This window comes from Lactiplantibacillus xiangfangensis, from assembly GCF_001438845.1.
Lineage (GTDB): Bacteria > Bacillota > Bacilli > Lactobacillales > Lactobacillaceae > Lactiplantibacillus > Lactiplantibacillus xiangfangensis.
Genome location: NZ_JQCL01000076.1, coordinates 1 through 1625, shown reverse-complemented (window position 1 = coordinate 1625; position 1625 = coordinate 1). Strand labels below are relative to the sequence as shown.

Here is a 1625-nt window from a genome sequence, read left to right as displayed (position 1 = left end):
AATTGGCATTTTCTATTTATAATTTTAATACCAATTATTATGGTTACCTGGCTGCTTGGTGAGCTTAGCATTGAACAAAGTTCACCGGTTCATTACGTTCCCTTTGATGTCCGTGGGGGCATTTTCTTGGCCATTTTTTTGACAACGACGTTGATGTTTATTGTTAACTTGACTGCTAACAGTAGCTCTTTTAAATTGTATTTATTTTTACTAGGAACAGCTTTTTTTAGTGGCTTACTTTTCCTTCTTAATGAGAAGCATAAGAGCCATAAATTGTTGGAATTAAGTCTCTTTAAAAACAAACGCTTTTTGCAGTTGTTAAGTGCTTTTTTTCTATTGCAATTCAGTTCTTTGAGTATGTCATACTTAATCCCTAATGTGCTACAAATACTTTTTGCCCAGTCACCTGGTTTGGTAGGTTTTCTAATTGCTCCTGCCGCTGTGATTGATGCAGTGCTATCGGTGGTTGCTGGTATTATTTACGATAAAACTGCACCCCGCTTACCCATTATAAGTGGCTGTATAATCATTGGACTGACCTTTTTGGGCGCCAACCTATTTACACCAAGTATTGGCGGGCTGGTTTTAATATATATGCTTTTTATGGTGGGATTGAGCTTTAGCTACAGTAACATCATGACCTATAGTTTGTCTCAATTACCTGCTGGGTTAGTAAATGATGGTAATTCGATTTATATGACGGTTCAAGCTTATTCAGGAGCAGTTGGAATTGCAATATCGTCCTCTATTGTTTCTTTATTGCAGAAACAACAAGGGAGTGTAATTTCAGGGACAAAATGGGGGTTAGCAATCAATTTCTTGATTTTGTTTTTTGTTGCCGTATTCACAATTTCTCTATGCTTGATAGCTTTACGAAATAAAGTAATTAAAGGAGATAAAGAGTAATGAGTTTAGATGATATAAAATCATTTTCTAAAGAAAATATGGCCTTTGATCCAACTGGGCATGATTTTCTTCATGCCCAAAGAGTGGCTAAGTTAGCTCAAAAAATATATACAGAAGATTTTAAAAAAGATGAAACTGATATTGGTCTGTATGTTGTGAAAGCAGCTAGCTATTTGCATGACACCATAGACGAAAAAGTCACTGCAGATAAAAAGAATAGACTGAGAGAAGTACGAATTATACTTAGCCATGAGAATATTGCAACTCCGGCTAGAGAAGACATTTTAGATATTATCCAACATATGTCATATTCTGACAACATTGAACACCATTACCAGCTTTCTAACGAAGGTAAATGTGTTCAGGACGCTGATAGACTTGATGCACTAGGTGCAATCGGCATAGCACGTGCATTTGCTTACGGCGGGCACGCTGGACAGGAAATATACGATCCCAAAATATCAGTGAAGGAAATCAAAACACACGATGATTATCGCCATCACAAAAGTACAACCATCAATCACTTTTATGAAAAGCTACTGAAATTAGCAAGTTCAATGAATACCAGAACGGGAAAGCAAGAAGCCAGTCGTCGAACAAAGTATATGCGTGATTTCTTATCTGAATTCCAAATGGAAACAGGTGTAAAAGATGAGACATAATGAGTATCTATTAGATAAATCGTATTTCGAAAAAGTCGCTGCGCTTTTTAATAAAGG

The 1625-nt window shown here is 36.3% G+C and carries 2 protein-coding genes; both read left to right on the top strand.

Annotation, left to right across the window (positions count from 1 at the left end):
- On the top strand, nucleotides 1-906 hold a 906-nt coding region (locus IV64_RS09215), incomplete at its 5' end, for an MFS transporter (RefSeq protein ID WP_083491624.1).
- Entirely contained in the window at nucleotides 906-1568 is a 663-nt protein-coding gene (locus IV64_RS09210; RefSeq protein WP_014940864.1) for an HD domain-containing protein, read from the top strand. The genes IV64_RS09215 and IV64_RS09210, both read left to right, overlap by 1 nt.
- The last annotated feature ends 57 nt before the right edge of the window (nucleotides 1569-1625 follow it).